This window comes from Cytobacillus solani (genome assembly GCF_006704205.1).
Lineage (GTDB): Bacteria > Bacillota > Bacilli > Bacillales > Cytobacillaceae > Cytobacillus > Cytobacillus solani.
The window spans coordinates 2,283,849-2,303,545 of the sequence record NZ_CP041305.1; the positions used below are offsets into that span (position 1 = coordinate 2,283,849).

Genomic DNA, 19,697 nt, shown 5'->3' on the forward strand with positions numbered 1-19,697 from the left:
TTATTTTCTTTAGAGAAAAATCAACCTATTAGGAGGATGCTATATGTTTGATACGATTATTAAAGGTGGACAGATCTATGATGGAACGGAAAATCCTTGGACGAAATCAGATATTGGTATTAAAGACGGTGTGATAAGTAAAATTGGCGATTTAAGCCTAAAAGAGGCAAAGCAAGTAATTCATGCAGAAAAACTAGCTGTAAGTCCAGGGTTTATTGATACGCATGTGCATTCTGATCTGCTTTGCATTAAACCAGAGATTCATAAAATTAAAGTCTTACAGGGAGTCACAACAGAATTGTTCGGGCAGGATGGGATCTCGGTTGCCCCCGTATCGGAAGCAACAAAACCGCTCTGGCAGAAGCAATTAAAAGGATTGAATGGAGATATTGGTGATTGGCCGTGGAATACGATTGAAGAGTACCTTCAGTTTTTGGAAGATACAGATATAGCGGGGAATGCCACCTATCTTGTCCCGCATGGAGCTGTCCGGACATTGGTGATGGGGTTTGAAGGGCGAAATGCCACGAAAGAAGAAATGGCAAAAATGAGAGAGCTTGTAGAAGAAGGCATGAAACAAGGGGCTGTTGGGTTATCATCAGGTCTTGTCTATCCGCCTAACGTTTTCTCCTGCAAAGAGGAATTAATAGAGATCTGTAAAGGAGCAGCAAAATATGATGGATGTTTTGTTGTTCACATTCGTAATGAGAGCAATCAATCACTAGAGGCATTAGAGGAAGTTATTGATGTGGCTAGACAATCTGGGGTACGGTTACATGTGTCCCATTTTAAAGTAGCTGGGAAGATCAATCGTTCAAAATATGAGAAAGCCCTAGACAGAATGGACGAGGCGAGAAAAGAAGGAATCGAAGTAACCTTTGATCAATATCCGTATACTGCAGGATCTACTGTTTTTCATGCTATCTTACCTCCTTGGATGCATTCTGGCGGAACAGCTGAACTGCTGGAGAAGTTAAAGGATGCTGATATACAGGCACGTATTAAAGAGGATCTTAGGAATAACACTGATTATGAAAACTGGGTGCTAAACTGCGGATGGGAAAATATTACACTCACCTCTGTTTCCACTGAAAAAAATCGCTGGGTTGAAGGAAAGAATATGGTTGAGATTGCAAATTTACTAGAAGTTGAACCAGCTGATGCAGCATTTAAGCTTCTTCTAGAGGAAAACGCTGGGATCACCATGCTAATCCACTGGGGGGAGGAAGAGGTAATTACTGGAGGAATGCAGCATCCTTTACAAATTGTAGGTTCTGATGGGATTTTTGGAGGGAAGCCACATCCACGACTATATGGTACGTATCCAAGAGTATTAGGCTATTTTGTAAGAGACAAACAAGCCCTTACGCTTGAACAGGCCATTCGAAAAATGACAGGGGCCCCAGCACAATTGCTTCGTCTGAAAAATCGGGGTTTGCTGAAAGAAGGATATGCAGCAGATATTGTTATATTCGATCCGCAAACGATTAAAGATAATGCCACATATGAGGAGCCCTTACAAGAACCATCAGGCATTCATTATGTATTTGTAAACGGGCAATTGGCTGTTGAAGAGGGAAAATACTTAGGAGTAACCGCTGGTCAAGTGATAAGACGAGAGTCTGAATATGCTACAAACGTTTCAATATAAAGAGCTCACAGACCTGGAATGTTTATAGCAAGTAGTGGTTAGGCTATTAAAATCATGATGTTGTTATGAGACGTTATTGGATAAAGGCTCTGCAGAGAAAATCTCTGCAGAGCCTTATTTTTTATTTCTTCAAATGGTTAAAAACTAGTATTAATAGGTAATTCAGATTCAGACAATGTATTCAACGTAGCAACGATAACGATTTTTCCTTTATCAAGCTCTTCTTCATATTGCTCAGCTTCTGCTGAAGTTAAACCGAGATTTTCAAAATGGCTTCGAAGCTCATTTCCTCGTGACTTAAATATGTTTGCAACGGTGTCCATCATTCCTTTTTCCTCTAAATCCATGCTTTGAGTAAGTGTATCATCCGTTAATTCTTTGGAGTAATCTTTATCATGTGCAAAAATATATATTTGTTCCTTCGAATATCCTTCAGCAGCTAGTTGAGATATTTTTTCCTGAACATCCAGAACATTATTGGCAACAAGTACTTTACGCATAACTATCATCCTCCAAAATTATTTTTTATTATTCAGTTGTCTTCTATGTACTTACCTTTTTTGATAGATTTGAAACATTTTTCATAGAATAAAGAGTGTCTAAATTAAATTTAATAAAAATAAAATATAATACTTGAAAGTAATATAATTAACAATATAATTAAAGTAATAAAGTCGTATTTTGTATAAATACGGCAAAAAAGTGATTATCAAGAGATTGAATGGAAGGGTGTGAATGAATGAAAAGAAAATTTTTATTAGCTGTTGTTATGGGAATCTTATTATTTTTAAACGGAAATGAACTGAAGCATATCGCTGCAGCAGATAGAAGTTCAACGATCGAAAGGTATGTGGGGGAAATTCGGCTATTTCCATATAGAGATTTTCGAATGATGGAAGATGGCTGGGAAGAGTTAAATGGTCTGCAGAAGGTGCAGCAATTTAACCCAGATTTATATTCAGTCATTGGAACAACATTTGGCGGAGATGACTTCTCCTATTTTTTGCCTGATTTAAGGGGAGCAAATCCATTGCCAAATATAAATTATATGATTTCGATGAAGGGATCATTGCCAGGTTCGGCTGATATTCAATCCTATGCAGGGATGATGCTATATCCTGGAAAATTAAATAATGAGTTCACTGAAGCGAATGGGGATGGAAATACACCTGACCTTCGGAATGCGAGCCCACTTCCAGGCATAAAGTACTTTTATACGGATGACCAGAATGACTCGAATGTGTATATAGGAGAAATTCGTCTCTTTAAGAAGGAAGATATGAAAGATACAAAAGGCTGGCTGCGATGTGATGGTGCAGAGCTGAAGATAGAAGAGCATATCGCATTATATTCACTTATTGGAGATAGATTTGGCGGAAGAAAAGGTCAATACATGAATATTCCTAATTTAATAGATGCAGAACCCTCAGCAGATGTTTCTTATTACATCTCAATAAATGGGAAATTTCCGGGAGACAAATAAATGAAAATACTAGGGAATCGGACACATTTAATAGAGAAATTAGTAACAAAAGCAGTACTTCTAGGGCTGTTCTTAGCGTGTATCCTCCTATCTGTTCATCTGCCGGCAGCAATGGCAAGCACAGAAAATATTGCTAAGGGAAAACCAGTTGAGGCGAGTAGCTTTGTGGCTCCTTACAGCCCTGAAAGAGTTGTAGATGATCATACCCATTATACAAGCCGATGGTATGCTTCCGGAGAAGAAACCTACTGGATTAAGGTGGATTTACAATACTCTTCCATAATAACTGGCTGGGAGCTAACTAATTTAATGACCGATGATCTTATGAATAACGGGCTCATTGTAAGCCCAGCTGACTTTAAGCTTGAAGCAAGTACAGACGGTGTGAACTGGTCAGAAATTGATCGGATGAATGGCAATACGAAGGCGAATCATACCAAGACATTTCCGGCGACTAGAGCCCGATATGTAAAGCTAACGATCACAAAAGGGAACAATGTGAATCATTTATGGACATCGATTAAAGAATTAAAAATATTTGGCACGCAGGAAATTGATCTCCCTAAAATTGATGTGGGGAAAGGGAAAATATTAAATACTTCACAAAAATTCCAGTATAGCTTGGATTCATCTAATGGGTTAGATGGGGAGTGGATTGATGCAAAAGAGGGAGAAACAACAGGGCTCGTTTTTAAACCAGGAAAAGTGTTTATTCGTGAGAAAGCGAATCCTCTATCACACAAGCTTCTTATAGATATACCTGAGCCAAGCAACCCTCCAAATGTCATCTTAGAAGAAGGTGGCGGAGAAGATGATTATGTACTAAAAAATGCAACGGAACAGATGGAATATAGTCTTGATCAAGGGAAAAGCTGGTCTAAAGTGACAGCTGAATTAGCTGCGGGTGCTGAGAAGATCAAGCTTTATTCGGATACGGATGGTGTTATGGTAAGAGTAGCCGCGACTGAAAAGACGCTCGCTTCTAAAACAAATCAATTATTTTCAGCGGGAAAAGCAACTATTTCATCCAATATTCCATTAGTAGAAAATACATTAGACCAAAGTGAAATTACTGTTCAATTAAGTGGAGATTCTTTTAAAAGTCAAGAACTAAGTAGTGATGATTTTGAACTCATTGACGGCCCAGCTGGTTTAATAGTGGAAAGTATTCGGAAGATGGATAATAGGACAGTAACGCTGCTGTTATCCTTTAATGGAACTGATATTAGTCAGGACCATCAATTAAAAGTGAAGGTTTTAGAAACAGCAACAATATCAGGTCAAGAGTTACTCTCAGTTAACTCCTTGATAGTTACTGCTTTCCAGACATCAAGTTCAGTTACGCTATCCCAAGATGAAGAGATATGGGAGGGAGAGGAAGACGGAAAGAGCATCATCGTTTCAGTAGAAGGCAATCTGTTTATGAATACTCTAAATGCAGCAAATTGGAAGGTTCTGAATTTGCCTCTGGGTGTTTCCGTTGATCAAATTATTAGAGTAGGCCCTCATTCTGCCAACATAGTTCTCAAAGGGCAATCTATTCAAGACTATCCAGGTGATATTCAAAATGTAAGTGTTAGTATAGCAGGTGAGGAATTTATTCATCCGATTGTCGGAGATAAACTTATTGCAAGCAGTGGGTTTTTGCTTAGAAGTATCATCGATTACTCTAAGCAAATTGAAAAAATTGAATTCGATCAGATGGCATATAAGCTTCTAAAGGATCAAACTGTTCAGCTTCATGTGTTTGCAGTGGAACAAAGTGGTGATAGGAGAGACATCACAAGATTTGTTAAATTTCTTGTGCAGCCGATCGATGGGGGAAATATATTGGTTGATTCTGAGGGATTGCTAAAAGGGATAACTGCCGGGAAAGCAAAGATGGTCGCATCGTTTGGTTTGCAGTCAGCCATTATTGATGTGGAAATTACTGAACTGATTCCAGATCCTGATCCAAAGCCAGATCCCGGTCCAAAGCCAGGTCCTAATCCAAACCCAACTCCAGAAGATAAATATATAAATATTGTCTCACCAACCGATGGCAACGAAAGAGTATCGACTGAGATAAATGGAAACAAGCTTTTGCTTAATAAAAAAGACATACCCGCATTAAGAAACAAAAAAATCGTTATTGAAAACTCTATAGCTAATGGAGATATGTTAATCATTCGTTATGCACTTGCTGAAAAAACTGCAAATGAAATGGATGCCCCAGTAATCATAGAGCTGAAAGAACAAGTGAAAAAAGTTGTTGTTCTCTATGATGATCAGCCCTATGAATATTTCCAGCCTAGCTTCAATGTTTCTCAAGATCGCCAATGGATGATTGAAATGAATATTCCTATTGATCCAAAATCAGTGAACAATGATAGTCTATCGATTATAAATTCAAAGGGAGAGGCTATTCAATTGACGTTTAAGGTTAGTGATAATAATAAGGTAATTACCCTTATACCAGGTGAATTATTTAGAAGCGGAGAAATATACATCTTAACATTAAGTCAGGAGCTAAAAACACCTGCCAGCAAACCATTAAAAGTTCCAGTAAGAATGGTATTTACAGTGCAGTAATGCTCCGTTAAATCATAAAATGATCTGTTAATAGAATTAAAGGAACAGAAAAGGAGAGTGGATCCCTAGACCACTCTCCTTTTAAATTTTATTAAAAAATATTAACGTAATCCTAAACTAGTCTCAAATAAAAAAGTTCTCCGAATTAAATCTATCATAGTTATCTCTTCTTTTTTTAAATTCTTCTATATCAATAACGGATACCCCTGCAACAATGGTATTAACGAGTGAGAAAACAGCAGGTGCTGAATCAATTGTCGACCTTGGCGAAAGGCCGATTGGGAATAGAACATCTGAATGCTCCGAAAGCGGCGAAAGGTCCGAGTCCGTAATGCCGATGACAAATGCCCCTTGTTTTTTTGCTGCCTCTGCTAACTTGAGAGTGGAAGGTGTATAGCGGTGAAAGGCAATAGCAATTAGCGTGCTCTCGCTATCGAGCTTTGTGATTAAATGGTTGATATCATCAATGCCCGGCTGAATAAGCTGGGAGTTCCCACGAACAATATTAAGTGTAAAGGAAAGCCAATGAGCTACGGCAAAGGAGGTCCTCATGCCAGTGACTAAAACCTTGTTGGATTGATAAATTCTGTCTACCGCGAGCTGAAGGTCCTCCTCCTTTATATTTTCTTTCATTTCCTGAATATGTGCTTGGTGCTGCTGAAAGTTCTGTGCAAAAAAATTAGGTTTATTGACTAATTCCTCTTTCCCTGCTTGATATTCATGCAGGCTGCTCTTCTGGAAAATTAAAAAGCTTCGAACCTCATTTTGCAGTTCACTATAGCCGCTATACTCTAATGAGTAACAGAACCGAATAACGGTTGTCTCACTTACGCCAACTTCTTGTCCTAGTTGACTTGCTGATTTCATGGCGAGAGCTTGTGGGTTATCTAGTACATATTTCCCTACTTTTTTCATTCCCGCTGATAAAGAAGAATACTTGTTTTTTATTCTTTCTTTAAAGTTGATCATATAAATGACTCCTTCAGGACGATTCATCAATTACATTTACGATGACTTTTAATAGTATGAGCCCTATTTAAACATCGAGCTTTTCTTTTACATTACCATTTTCAACGGATAACTGGCAATCAAGATTTCAATAATAATAATTATTGCAAATTGACAGAATATATGATAAATTTGTCCAAAGTATAAACTTCATAGTGTTCAAATTAGAAGTATAGGCTTTATTTTTAAAGAGTCAAGGGTGATATTCTTCTTTATTTGGTCACTGGATGTTAGAGAAATGGAATATCAATAAGGGGGTCTAGAAATGAAGAAAATAAGTTTACTATGTTTAATGTTACTTTTGTCATTTACCTTAATGGCTTGTTCTGCAGAGGAGTCGGGGACAGATGATAAAGGCGGGGAGGCTGCGGTAGGAGGAGAACTGCAGGTTGCTTATAATGCACAGCCCCCAACACTTGATCCGTTGTTAACGACAGCTGTAGCAACAAGAGATGTAATGAGACATGTCTATGAGACGTTGGTAACGGTTAATCAAAAATTTGAAGTGAAACCGATGCTGGCAAAGTCTTATGAAGTAAGTGAGGACGGCAAGATAATTACTTTTGAATTAAGAGACGGTATCAAATTTCATAACGGGGAAGAGATGCTTCCTGAGGATGTTGTTGCCTCCATGAACCGATGGAAGGAGTCAACAACACTTGGCAAATCGTATTTTGCTGATGCAGTCTTCTCTTCTTCAGGTGAAAAAACAGTCGTTTTAGAAATGAAGCAGCCCTTGTCTACAGCCTTAGCGATGCTTGCTGATCCAGGCCAGGCAGCGATTATTACGCCAAAGGAAATCAATGAAGCTGCTACTGAACAGGGCATTACCGAGTATATAGGGACTGGCCCATATAAGTTCGTCGAATGGAAAACAGATCAATATGTTCATTTGGATAAATTCACAGATTACCAATCACTAGATTCAGAGAGCAGTGGCTTGGCTGGGAAAAAGGAAGGCTTTGTTGATGATATTTATTTCCAATTTGTAACCGATGCTTCCACTCGTTTATCAGGGATTCAAACAGGAGAATATGACATTGCGAATGCGATTCCGTTTGATAATGCGGAGCAATTGGAAGCGAATGAAGATGTTGTTAACCACATTGACCACAATGGATTTAATGGATTGGTATTTAATAAGAAGGCAGGCTTCTTTGCAGATGTAATTGCACGTCAAGCTGTGAATGCTGCTTTGGATGAAGAAGAAATTTTAATGGCTTCGTTTACAAATGAAAACTTCTATGAATTAGAGCATGGGCTAATGATTAAAGACCAAGTTGAATGGTACAGCGAAGCGGGAAAGGATCAATACAACCAAAATGATCCGGAGAAAGCAAAGCAATTATTAGAAGAAGCTGGCTATAACGGAGAAGAGATTGTCATTCTGGCAAGTAGAGATTATGAGGATCACTACAATGCAGCCGTTGTCGTTCAGCAGCAGCTTGAGAAAATAGGGATGAAAACGAAGCTGGATGTTTATGATTGGGCGACAGTCCTGCAAAGACGTGCAGATGAGAAAGCCTATGATATTTTCGTAACGGGCTTTCCGACAGAGCCTATTCCTGCGAAATATGTATTCTTAGATTCTGCTAATCAATGGCCGGGATGGACGAATAGTCCTGAAATGGATCAATTGCTAGATCAAATTAATACAGCCTCTTCACAAGAGGAAGCACAAGAATATTTTGCACAGCTTCAAGAGGAATTCTACAACTACTTGCCAATGATTAAATTTGGCAATAAGACAACGATTACTTCTACTCGTTCGAACATCGAAGGGATGGGCTTCTTGCAAGGCGTTACCTTGTGGAATGTGCAGAAAAAGTAACTAGATTTATAGAGGGGTGAGTTACCTGTGAAAGGATATATTCTAAAACGGCTATTATCGCTTATACCAGTGCTTTTTGTAGTAGCTGTTGTTGTGTTTCTGATTATCCATATCACTCCTGGTGATCCGGCTTCGGTTATGCTGGGTCCGGAAGCGAGTCCGCGTGAGGTAGCCGAGCTGCGCGAGGAGCTCGGCCTCAACCTCCCTCTGTACCAGCAATTTACGAGTTGGCTTGCTGGAGTCGTGCAGGGTGATTTTGGATGGTCCATATTTATGAACGAGCCTGTGCTTCAATCATTTTTCTCCCATTTAGGCCCAACACTGTCTCTAGCGATTTTCGCACAATTGCTTGCGGTAGTGCTCGCTATTCCATTTGGTGTTATAGCGGCAAAAAGAAGAGGCACGATCATTGACCAGACGTTTATGGGTGGATCGCTAATCGGCATATCTGTCCCAAGTTTTTTATTAGGACTTTTATTAATTCTCCTCTTTGCCGTTCAATTGCGATGGCTGCCTGTAGCAGGCTATAAACCATTAAATGCTGGCTTTTTCCTGCATATACGGTATTTAATCCTGCCTGCGATTGCCTTAGGTGCCATGCAGGCTGCACTTATTGCCCGTATGACAAGATCATCGATGCTCGATATCCTTAACGCTAATTACATAAAAACAGCGCGTTCAAAGGGTTTAAAGGAAAAAATCATCATTTATAAGCATGCTTTAAGAAATGCGTTTATACCAATTTTAACAGTCATCGGACAAACGTTTGGAACGCTGGTAGCAGGAGCGGCGGTTGTTGAAACAGTTTTCAATATTCCGGGCATCGGCCAGTTAATTGTTAACTCTGTTGAACGGCGTGATTTTGCTGTTATTCAAGGGACCATCCTTCTTGTGGCGATTAGCTATGTATTAATTAATCTTGTTGTTGACTTGCTATACGGGGTGATAGACCCACGCGTTCGTCTAAATCGAAAATAGAAAGGAGGCGCTCATTATGCAAACAACAGTGGTGAGGGAACAGGAACTATCCCAAGTGAAAAGTCATATAAAGAAAGAACGCAGGCAGTTGCTAATAAGGCGTTTCCTTTCCAATAAACTAGCGGTTACTGGAAGTGTCATCATTGTCATTATTTTGTTATTCACTTTTGTCGGTCCATTGCTTGCCTCTTATGATCCATATGAATTGGAGGCAAAGCAGCGGCTATTGGAGCCTAGTGATGCACATGTTTTTGGTACAGATAATTACGGACGAGATTTATTCAGCCGGGTTGCATATGGGGCGAAAGTATCGATAGGCGTAGGGTTCTTCGTTGCCATTATTACTTCAATCCTAGGGATGATTATTGGTCTTTATGCAGCATACTATCGCTCGCTGGATAATATTTTAATGAGGCTATGCGATGGGCTCATGGCTTTTCCCGCCATTTTACTAGCGATTGCCATCATGGCTGCATTAGGGCCAAGAGTGGAGAATGTCATTATTGCTCTAAGCATCGTATTTACACCATATGTTGCTCGGACGGTCCGCTCCTCCGCGCTTGTCATTAAAGAACAAACATATATCGAAGCATTAAAAGCACAGGGGGCAGGAGCAACAAGAATTATTTGGGTGAATATTGCTCCAAATGTCATTTCTCCTTTAGTTGTTCAAGCCACATTTATCTTCGCAGATTCGATCATTACGGAAGCAGCTTTGAGTTTTCTAGGTGCAGGAATCCCAGCACCTGCCCCAAGCTGGGGGAATCTTTTATATGATGGAAAAATGGTGATTTTTAATGCGTGGTGGATGACCGTTTTCCCTGGAATCGCCATCATGCTTACTGTATTTGGTCTTAACCTGTTTGGGGATGGTCTTCGTGACCTATTAGACCCTCATAATAATAAAGCGAAAAAATAACGGGAGAGGAGGGGGAACGATCATGGAAACGAAACTTTTGGAAGTAAAAAATTTAAAAACACATTTCAATACGGAGCGTGGGCGTGTCACTGCAGTTGATGGGGTATTCTTCACTGTGTATGCTGGAGAAACAGTTGGTGTGGTAGGGGAATCCGGGTGCGGAAAGAGTGTAACAGCAGAGTCCATTCTTCGCTTGCTTGATGAGAAATCAACAGAGTACGAAGGGGAAATCCTATACAAAGGAAAGAATTTGTTAACCTCTACTATTAATGACATGCAGTCTGTAAGGGGAAATGATATTTCGATGATCTTTCAGGATCCGATGAGCTCATTAAATCCTGTATACACAGTGGGGAATCAGATTGTTGAATCCATTATGCTTCACCAGAATGTAAATAAGAAAGAGGCTTATGAAAAGGCAACAGAAATGCTGAGGTTAACAGGCATTCCCTCACCAGAGAAAAGAATTCACGAATACCCACACGAGTTATCTGGCGGGATGAGACAGCGGGTAATGATCGCGATGGCTCTGTCCTGCCAGCCCAAGCTGCTTATTGCTGATGAACCAACAACAGCTCTGGATGTCACTACACAATCACAAATTCTGGATTTGATAAATGAATTAAAAGTGAAGTTTAACATGGGTACGGTCATGATAACGCACGATTTAGGGGTAGTTGCAGAAGTTTGTACAAAGGTAGTTGTGATGTATTTAGGACAAGTCATTGAAGAATCGGATGTTCGATCATTGTTTTCTTCCCCTTATCATCCCTATACGGATGGGCTACTTAAATCAATCCCGCAATTAACTGGGGATCGCTCTAAAAAACTGCATGTCATCGAAGGGAAGGTTCCTACTCTGCATCAAATTCCAAAAGGCTGCCGATTTGCTCCTCGATGCGCATTTGCAAATGAAAAATGCCATGATGAGATGCCTGAACTTGTACAAGCAGATACTAGCCGTAAAGTTAGGTGCTGGCATTACAAGGAAATATTCCAGGTGGGGGAGGAGAATCCATATGTCAGTGCAGCAGATTCCTATTGAACAGCCACTTTTAGAGGTGAGAAATCTAAAAAAATACTTCCCTGTAACGAATTCACTTGGCAAGGTGACAGGACATGTACAAGCGGTAAATGATGTTTCTTTCCATATGAGAAAGGGCGAAACCTATGGCTTAGTAGGTGAATCGGGGTGCGGGAAAAGTACAACTGGACGAACAGTTCTGCGCTTGATTGAACCTACAGAAGGAGAAACGCTATATAAAGGAGAGAATATTTATCAGCTTAAGGGAAGAAAGCTTCTAGATATGCGCCGGGAATTACAAATGGTCTTTCAGGATCCCTATTCTTCTCTTAATCCAAGAAAAAGAATTGGCCATATTTTAGAAGAAACATTGAAAATCCATCGCATCGGCAGTAAACAAGAAAGGATGGACCGAGTGATGGACATGTTAAATAAGGTTGGCTTCCAATCTGAGCAATATTTCCGCTATCCGCATGAATTTTCAGGTGGTCAAAGACAGCGAATTGGGATTGCGAGGGCATTGATGGTTGACCCGAGTTTGATTATTTGTGATGAGCCTGTATCAGCACTAGATGTTTCCATCCAGTCACAAGTGCTGAATCTTTTGGAAGAAATTCAGGATGAATTTAATTTAGCGTATCTGTTTGTTTCCCATGATTTAAGTGTGGTTCGCCATATAGCCGATCGCATAGGAGTAATGTATTTAGGGCAAATGGTGGAGGAAGCCCCGACAGATGAGTTATTTGCTCAACCGCTGCATCCGTATACACAGGCTTTGTTATCAGCTGTTCCGCTGCCAAATCCAATGATTAAGAGGGAGCGGATTACACTAAAAGGAGAAGTGCCATCCCCGATTAATCCGCCATCAGGATGCGTATTTCATACTAGGTGTCAGCATGCAACCGAGATTTGTAAGAAGAATGTCCCTGTTAAAAGGGATGTTGCACCAAACCATGCTGTCGCATGTCATCTTTATGAATAGGCTAACGGCAGGTCAAGGGAAGATTCTAAAATGAATAAAGAAAATAGAATAGCATAGCTAAGGAGGAAGTAGCATGCTAGAAACTTTAGATAATAGCAAACTGAAAGTCCAAATCTTTGAGATTTTTGATTATCTCCATCAACACCCAGAGGTTAGCTGGAAAGAATATAAAACGACTCAATATCTTGCTAATTTGCTAGAAGCATTTGGCTGTAAGGTTACTACATTTGCAGACTGTACAGGAGTAGTAGCGGAAATCGGAGAAGGAGACTTCACGGTTGGCCTTCGTGCAGATATGGATTCCTTATGGCAGGAGGTAGACGGGATCTGGCAGGCAAATCATTCCTGTGGACATGATGCCCACATGACAATGGGATTGGGTGTCATGATGATGCTGAAGAAAATGGATGTTAAGCTTCCAGGCAAAGTGAAATTTATCTTTCAGCCAGCTGAAGAAAAGGGGAATGGCGCATTAAAAATGCTTGAGAAAAAAGTAATGGATGATGTTGATTACTTATTCGGTGTACATTTGAGACCGGAATTGGAGGTTCCAAATGGGAAGGCCGCACCAGCTATTGTCCATGGGGCAGGGCAATTTATTACAGGTAAAATTATCGGGGAAGACAGTCATGGAGGCCGTCCTCATTTAGGAGCGAATGCCATTGAGGTTGGATCCGCTTTAGTTGAGCAGATGAAAGGGATTTATCTAGATCCGATGATTCCCTATTCGATCAAGATGACCAAGTTTATCGCTGGTGGAGATAATGGCAATATTATCCCGGGTTCCGCTCAGTTTGGTCTTGACTTGCGCGCACAGTCTAATAAGGTGATGGAACAGCTAGTGGAAAAGCTGGAGAAAATCATCGGGAACCTTTCAGACCTTTACCAAGTTAGCATTACATATAAGACCGAGGGGGAAATCGTAGCAGCTCAAGTCAATGAGGAAGCCCAATCCATCATGGCTGAAGCAATTAAGGAAGTCATCGGAGAAGAGAATTTAGTTCCTCCTAGTGTCACATCTGGCGGGGAGGATTTTCACTTTTATAGTGTAAAGCGTCCTGAATTGAAAGCAACAATGCTTGGACTTGGCTGTGGACTAAAACCAGGATTGCATCATCCTCATATGACCTTTGACCACGACGCTTTATTAACTGGAATTGAAATATTAACCCGATCCTTACTTAAAACTTTTGAAAAAAATGGTTTGGGATTAAAAGGTAACTAAAAATACAGTAGATTCATAGCACACAAGGAGGATTCATTATGAAAATTGATAAGGTGAAATTAGAACGTTTAAAGATGCCCCTGCTGTCCCCGTTTCAAACAAGCTTTGGGACGGAGACAGAAAAGGAATATATTCTTGTAAGTGTTTATGGGGATGGCCATGTTGGATATGCAGAAAGTGTTGCAATGGAGTCGCCTGCTTATAATGAGGAGACCATTGATACAGTCTGGCATGTGGCAGAACAGTTTATCATTCCTCAGATTTTAAAGGCAGAGCTCGAATCCCCTGCTGATTTTTCGAAGTTGTTTTCTTGGATCCGCAGAAATAACATGGCCAAGTCAGCGATTGAGGGTGCTCTGTGGGATTTATACGCCAAACAAAATGGGATTTCCCTCTCAAAAGCACTCGGAGGGGAAAAAGAAGAAATCGAAGTAGGCGTTAGTATTGGAATAGAGCCAACGGTGGAAGGGCTATTAAAGAAGGTGGAAGGCTTTTTAGCGGAGGGCTATAAGAAGATTAAAGTGAAAATTAAGCCTGGTATCGATGTTGACAGGATCAAAGCGATCCGAGAGACTTTTGGCTATGAAGTCCCTTTAATGGCTGATGCCAACTCTGCTTATACACTCGATGACATCGATACGTTAAAAGAATTAGATCAGTATGGACTCATCATGATTGAACAGCCGCTTGCACATGATGATATTGTCGATCATGCCAAACTACAAAGGGAATTACAAACCCCGATTTGTTTAGATGAGAGTATCCATTCTGTAGAGGATGCCAGAAAAGCAATTGAGCTTGGCAGCTGTAAAATCATTAATATTAAAGTTGGCCGTGTAGGCGGACTTACGGAAGCGAAGAAAATTCATGACCTTTGTCAATCACATGGTATACCGGTATGGTGCGGTGGAATGCTGGAGGCTGGAGTAGGACGAGCACATAATATCGCTATTGCTTCCTTATCAAACTTCATCATTCCAGGAGATACATCTGCCTCTAAAAGATATTGGGCCGAAGACATTGTTGAGCCAGAAGTAACCCTAAGCAAACCAGGAATAGTAGCCGTTCCAAAAGGAGCTGGTATTGGGTATTCACTCGTTCAGGGGAAAGTCGATAAGTATCTAATAGATGCTAAGGTCTATAGATAGAGTATGCTTTGAAAATCTAAATATCACCTCAAAAAACTGCCGCATTGCGAGCAGTTTTTTTATTTAGGTTCTGTTACAACAGAATGGTGATTTTACTGTGTTTGAAAAATAAACGGAAAAATTCCGCTTAAATTGGGAAATACCTATATTTCCTTAAAAATAAGGGGAGTTTTTCCGGTTATAGTATCTAAATCGTTGGATTTTGTCTGAATTAGAGCAGTTAATCGGAATATCTCCGCTTATATCTGCTTCTCAAGCTTCCTCTTTATATATTAACCGGAAATTCTCCGCCTATGAATTCCTGTACCATACACGAAAATCAACAATGTATAGTAACGGTGATATTTATCACACTTTTTCCGAAAAAACTATTGCAAACTTTCAGACATTTAATTAAAATTAAAATAATTCAAAAAATGAAATTGCATTTCACAAAATGAAACCGTTAGGAGTGTCATAATGGTTCAAAAAGTTTTAGAAGTGGAAGAATTGAAGGTTGGGATTAAGGACGAGGATGGCGGAAAGATCGCTATCGTGAATGGAATAAACTTTCACCTGCATAAGGGGGAAACGCTCGGAATTGTTGGAGAATCGGGATGTGGGAAAAGTATGACGTCTCTATCGTTAATGGGCTTGTTGCCTGCTGGTGTGGAGAGACATGGTGGGGATATTCGATTAGGGAATCTGAATTTTAATAGCTTTAACAAGAAAGATTGGCGGCAAATCCGCGGGAAAAAGATTGCGATGATCTTTCAGGAACCGATGAGCTCTCTTAATCCGGTCTATACAGTCGGTGCTCAAATAAATGAAATGATTCTGAACCATGAAAGAGTTTCGAAGAAGGAAGCTAGAAACCGCGCTCTTGAAATGCTAAAGCTTGTAGGAATTCCTAGACCGGAACAAGTATTGAATGAATATCCGCATCAGCTGTCAGGCGGAATGCGTCAAAGAGTCATGATTGCGATAGCCCTTTCTTGTAATCCAGAGGTTCTTATTGCGGACGAGCCTACCACTGCTCTTGATGTAACCATTCAGGCGCAAATTCTGGAATTGATGAAGAAGATCCAGGATCAGCTTCATATGTCCATTGTACTGATCACCCATGATCTTGGAGTTGTTGCGGAAATGTGTGACCGGGTGATTGTCATGTATGCAGGGGAGATTGTAGAAGAATCATTGGTCGTTGATCTTTTTGATCAGCCAAGCCACCCGTATACGAAAGGTTTATTAGCTTCATTGCCAGACATTCAAGAACAAAAGGAATATCTTTCTTCCATATCGGGTGTTGTTCCAGCTCCGGGAAAAATGCCTGTGGGCTGCCGCTTTGCCCCTCGCTGCTCCTTTGCACATGAACGGTGCAAGGAAGTTCCGCCTCTATTTGAAATGGAAAATGGATCTAGAGTAAAATGCTGGCTTTATGAAGATGGTGAGACGGAGGTGGCTGCGAAGTGAAGGAAAGAGAAAACGTATTGCTAAAGGTTGATAATCTAAAAAAATACTTTCCTATCAAAGGTGGAGTTTTCGGCAATAAAACAATGAAGCAAGTAAAGGCAGTGGATGGCGTTTCCTTTGAAGTGATGGAGGGAGAGACATTCGGAATCGTGGGGGAGTCGGGCTGCGGAAAGAGTACAGCTGGCAGAACGATTCTTAGATTGCTTGAGCCAACTGAAGGAAGCATCTACTTTCAAGGCAAAAATATAGCTGAACTAAATCCAAATGAAATGAGAAGGTTAAGAAAGGATATCCAAATTGTCTTTCAGGATCCGTTCGCTTCATTAAATCCCCGAATGAAAGTTAGAGATATTATTGAAGAGCCGCTTATCAACTTTGGTGTAAGTGATCGAAGAGAGAGGGAAAAAAGGGTGCTCGAAGTAGCCGATCAGGTTGGCTTAACGGCTGCACAGCTTTCGCGTTTCCCGCATGAGTTTTCGGGTGGACAGCGGCAGCGGATTGGCATCGCAAGAGCACTCATTTCGAAGCCAAAACTAATTATTGCGGACGAGCCTGTATCCGCACTCGATGTATCCATTCAGTCGCAAGTACTAAATTTAATGAGAGATTTACAAAAGGAATTTGGACTTACATATATATTCATATCCCATGACTTAAGTGTAGTGAAGCATTTTTGTGATCGGATAGGGGTCATGTATTTAGGGAAAATGGTGGAAATTGCTGATAAGAACAGCCTGTATGATGAGCCTCTGCATCCATATGCCGAAGCCTTGCTTTCTGCACTGCCTAGTCCTCATCCATTGCAAATGAAAAATCGAATCATTTTAAAAGGAGATGTACCAAGTCCTTCGAATCCACCAAGCGGATGTACATTCCATCCTCGATGTTCTTCTTGCATGGATATTTGTAAAACCGAAAGGCCATCATTACAGGTAATTCGAGATAACCATGCCGTATCCTGTCACCTATATGATAGTCCGGAAAAACTTGCAGTCGCAGCGGGAGAATTAAAATGAGTAAAACATTAGAAAAAGCGTTAAGTTTACTAGATTATTTTACAGAAGAAAAGCCTTACTGGCGATTAGATGAAATTTCAAAGCATTCAGGCATTCCAAAAGCAACGGCATTCCGCTTATTAAGAGGATTTGCTGAGATGGGTTATTTACAGCGTATGACATTTCAGCAGGATGGATTAGTTGTCGATGGAGAGAGCTATGGATTAGGCCTTAAATTTCTTGAAATGGGGGAACGGGTGGCTGCAAGATTTGAGATTCGCCGCGTTGCTCTTCCATTTATGAAGAAGCTTCAGGAAACCTTTAATGAAGCTGTGCAGCTTGTCATTCGCGATCAGCATGAAGGTGTTTATATTGAAAAGGTTGAAAGTACAAGACCTGTCCGTCTTTATACAAAGGTTGGCCGCCATGCACCCTTATATGCGGGAGCGTGCACACGGACGCTTCTCTCCTTTTTGCCGGATGAGATGGTGCAGGAAGTGCTAAAAGCGCCCTTAACCATTTATGCAAGTCAAACACCAAAGTCGAAAGAGGAAGTTCTAACATTAATTGAACAAACAAGAAAAGAAGGGTTTGCTTATAGCGATTCTGAGCTTGAGGAAGGGACGGTTTCAATTGCTGTCCCCATCTATGATCGGTTTGGAGCAGTTCCTTATTCGATCAGCATCGCGGGATTTTCAACCTCATTGCCAAGGGACAAAGTCCATCATATAGTAGGCGCGCTTTGGGAGGCGGCGGCAGGCATTTCAAAAGAAATTGGCTGCAGCCAGCCATATCCATATGGAGAAAAAATAGAAACGAAACAATAACAGGGGGGAAACAAGTTGATGAAAAAGAAGCTATCGTCATTATTGGCACTTCTAGTGATCTTTACACTCATATTATCCGCATGCTCGGGCGGCGGGAAGGAAAAGGCGAGTACAGAATCAGGAAAAGGCAGCGAGGAAAACCCTGTGAAAGACCGCGGCAATGAAATTGTTATCGGTGTTTCAGGTGATCCGCAAAACTGGGATCCGATTGATACGTTCCTATTAGATTGGAGTACGGTCGCTACCTCGGTATTTGAAGGGCTCGTCGATCGTACAATTGATTTGGAACTGCAGCCTGGTCTTGCGGAAAGCTGGGAGTATTTAGATGATAAAACATTGCAATTTAAGCTTCGCCAAGGGGTTACCTTCCATAATGGCGAGCCATTTAACGCGGAGGCAGTAAAATTCACATTTGACCGTCTACTAGGGGCAGAAGGTCAAAAGGGTCCGCAATATTCCAATTATACGTCCATTGAAAGCGTTGAAGTAGTAGACGAATTTACGATAAACATGAAATTAAATACGCCGGATCCGGTCCTTTTAACGAAGCTTGCAGGGTACGGAGCTGTGATTGTACCGCCTAAATATGTAGCGGAAAAAGGGGATGAGCATTTTAACAACAACCCTGTCGGTACAGGTCCGTTCAAAATGACTGGCTATAAACGTGACCAGGAAATCGTCTTAGAAAAAAATCCTGAATACTGGAAAGAAGGATTGCCAAAGCTTGATAAGGTTGTCTATAAAGTCATCCCAGAAGCATCTACAAGATTAGCAGAATTACAAACTGGCAAAATTGACATTATGAAGCGTGTAGAAGTGTCACAGGCTGAAACAGTAAAAGAATCTGGCTTCCTTGAATTGCAGGAAGTAGGAACACCAACAGCATTCTCTTTACGCTTTGATGTTGCCAAGAAGCCATTTGATAGCAAGGAAGTAAGACAAGCAATCAACTATGCAGTTGATAAAGAAGCGATTATTAACGAAATTCTTGGCGGCTATGGGAAGCCAATTAGCACATTCCAAAGTGAGCTTTCCTTCGGGAACAATCCGGACTTAGAGCCGTATCCGTATGATCCGGAAAAAGCGAAGGAATTATTGAAAAAGGCTGGTGTGAAAGAGGGAACAGCAGTTGACCTATTCATCCCTGGGAATGATGGCAACTTTAAAGAAATTGCACAGGCTGTTTCCTTCTATTTAGAGGAAGTAGGCATCAAGGTGAACATTAACACAGCAGACAGTACGACATTAACTTCAGACTTAATTCCAAATGCAAAAGCTGGCCATATGTATCGTCAGGGCTGGGGTGGATGGACACTGGACTTCGATAATACAGCTTACTTAATGTATTACGAAGGAGAACAATGGAATCCTTCATTCAAAAATGAAAAGGTTGAAGAGCTTCTTAATAAGCAGCGTGCAAGTGTTGATCCAGAAGAGCGTAAAGCAATCTTCAAGGAGCTGACTGAATTGCTGTATGACTTAGCTCCTGAGTTGAATCTCTATTCCGCTGTTGATTTATATGCAGTCAATAAACGAGTTCAAAACTTCCAGCCGCCACATGAAGATCGTATGCGACTAGAAGAAGTGATGGTGAAGTAAAGAC

General features: G+C 40.7%; 16 protein-coding genes. 14 read left to right on the forward strand and 2 right to left on the reverse strand.

From position 1 onward, the window contains the following. Positions 1–43: 43 nt before the first annotated feature. A complete protein-coding gene (locus FI644_RS11620) occupies positions 44–1,651 on the forward strand; it encodes an N-acyl-D-amino-acid deacylase family protein (protein ID WP_142108360.1) in 1,608 nt (535 codons plus the stop codon). 137 nt (positions 1,652–1,788) lie between these two features. Here FI644_RS11620 and FI644_RS11625 read toward each other — a convergent pair whose 3' ends face one another. Beyond that, a complete protein-coding gene (locus FI644_RS11625; protein ID WP_142108361.1) occupies positions 1,789–2,151 on the reverse strand; it encodes a YflT domain-containing protein in 363 nt (120 codons plus the stop codon). Between the two features lie 239 nt (positions 2,152–2,390). Between FI644_RS11625 and FI644_RS11630 the strand changes: the two genes are divergently transcribed. Continuing rightward, positions 2,391–3,134, forward strand: coding sequence for a tail fiber protein (locus tag FI644_RS11630; RefSeq protein WP_053478653.1), 744 nt, complete (start codon positions 2,391–2,393; stop codon positions 3,132–3,134). Next, a complete protein-coding gene (locus FI644_RS11635) occupies positions 3,135–5,705 on the forward strand; it encodes a discoidin domain-containing protein (RefSeq protein WP_142108362.1) in 2,571 nt (856 codons plus the stop codon). 123 nt (positions 5,706–5,828) lie between these two features. On the opposite strand, the gene FI644_RS11640 is transcribed toward FI644_RS11635, so the two are convergent. Continuing rightward, positions 5,829–6,674: a MurR/RpiR family transcriptional regulator gene (locus tag FI644_RS11640; protein ID WP_053478655.1), complete on the reverse strand. Its 846-nt coding sequence runs from the start codon at positions 6,672–6,674 to the stop codon at positions 5,829–5,831. A gap of 304 nt (positions 6,675–6,978) precedes the next feature. Between FI644_RS11640 and FI644_RS11645 the strand changes: the two genes are divergently transcribed. The 11 genes from FI644_RS11645 to FI644_RS11695 all read left to right on the forward strand — a co-directional run bounded on the left by FI644_RS11645 (position 6,979) and on the right by FI644_RS11695 (position 19,693). Then, the gene (locus FI644_RS11645) at positions 6,979–8,544 is read left to right on the forward strand and encodes an ABC transporter substrate-binding protein (protein WP_142108363.1); all 1,566 of its coding nucleotides are present in this window, start codon (positions 6,979–6,981) and stop codon (positions 8,542–8,544) included. A gap of 27 nt (positions 8,545–8,571) precedes the next feature. After that, complete coding sequence (locus FI644_RS11650) at positions 8,572–9,522, forward strand: ABC transporter permease (protein WP_142108364.1); 951 nt, start codon at positions 8,572–8,574, stop codon at positions 9,520–9,522. Between the two features lie 16 nt (positions 9,523–9,538). Further along, the gene (locus FI644_RS11655) at positions 9,539–10,441 is read left to right on the forward strand and encodes an ABC transporter permease (RefSeq protein WP_053478658.1); all 903 of its coding nucleotides are present in this window, start codon (positions 9,539–9,541) and stop codon (positions 10,439–10,441) included. A gap of 22 nt (positions 10,442–10,463) precedes the next feature. Further along, the gene (locus tag FI644_RS11660; protein WP_181758191.1) at positions 10,464–11,486 is read left to right on the forward strand and encodes an ABC transporter ATP-binding protein; all 1,023 of its coding nucleotides are present in this window, start codon (positions 10,464–10,466) and stop codon (positions 11,484–11,486) included. After that, positions 11,461–12,447, forward strand: coding sequence for an ABC transporter ATP-binding protein (locus tag FI644_RS11665; RefSeq protein ID WP_142108366.1), 987 nt, complete (start codon positions 11,461–11,463; stop codon positions 12,445–12,447). Before FI644_RS11660 ends, FI644_RS11665 begins: the two co-directional genes overlap by 26 nt. 73 nt (positions 12,448–12,520) lie before the next feature. After that, positions 12,521–13,672, forward strand: coding sequence for a M20 peptidase aminoacylase family protein (locus FI644_RS11670; protein WP_142108367.1), 1,152 nt, complete (start codon positions 12,521–12,523; stop codon positions 13,670–13,672). 38 nt (positions 13,673–13,710) lie between these two features. Further along, positions 13,711–14,820 (forward strand): o-succinylbenzoate synthase, encoded by a 1,110-nt coding sequence (menC, locus tag FI644_RS11675; protein WP_142108368.1) that lies wholly within the window; start codon positions 13,711–13,713, stop codon positions 14,818–14,820. Between the two features lie 459 nt (positions 14,821–15,279). Then, complete coding sequence (locus FI644_RS11680) at positions 15,280–16,272, forward strand: ABC transporter ATP-binding protein (RefSeq protein WP_056686651.1); 993 nt, start codon at positions 15,280–15,282, stop codon at positions 16,270–16,272. Next, a complete protein-coding gene (locus FI644_RS11685; protein WP_053478664.1) occupies positions 16,269–17,288 on the forward strand; it encodes an ABC transporter ATP-binding protein in 1,020 nt (339 codons plus the stop codon). Before FI644_RS11680 ends, FI644_RS11685 begins: the two co-directional genes overlap by 4 nt. Continuing rightward, positions 17,285–18,094: an IclR family transcriptional regulator gene (locus tag FI644_RS11690; RefSeq protein ID WP_053478665.1), complete on the forward strand. Its 810-nt coding sequence runs from the start codon at positions 17,285–17,287 to the stop codon at positions 18,092–18,094. The genes FI644_RS11685 and FI644_RS11690 overlap by 4 nt, the downstream gene beginning before the upstream one ends. 18 nt (positions 18,095–18,112) lie before the next feature. After that, positions 18,113–19,693 carry an ABC transporter substrate-binding protein gene (locus FI644_RS11695; RefSeq protein ID WP_053478851.1) on the forward strand — a complete coding sequence of 527 codons (1,581 nt, stop codon included), beginning with the start codon at positions 18,113–18,115 and terminating at the stop codon, positions 19,691–19,693. Positions 19,694–19,697 lie beyond the last annotated feature (4 nt).